General features: G+C 34.6%; 1 pseudogene. It reads left to right on the forward strand.

Annotation, left to right across the window (positions count from 1 at the left end):
• Positions 1 to 194: pseudogene (locus AWV70_RS22695) on the forward strand (tetracycline efflux MFS transporter Tet(L)); the annotation flags it as partial.
• Positions 195 to 243 lie beyond the last annotated feature (49 nt).

Raw genomic sequence — 243 nt, forward strand, 5'->3', positions numbered from 1 at the left:
AGGGAATAGGTATTGCAATTGTTGGTGGTTTATTATCTGTACGCTTACTGAATCAGAAGTTGCTACCTATGGACCTTGATCAATCCACTTATTTGTATAGTAATATGCTATTCCTTTTTACAGGAGTCGTTGTTACTAGTTGGCTGATCACCTTGATTGTATATAAACGAAGACAAATTCAATTTAAAAGTTGAATACCAGAGATAAATTAAATGACTTCTAGCTTTCTTAAGCAATCGGGCG

The sequence above is a fragment of the Sporosarcina koreensis genome, assembly GCF_001531445.1.
GTDB lineage: Bacteria > Bacillota > Bacilli > Bacillales_A > Planococcaceae > Sporosarcina > Sporosarcina koreensis_C.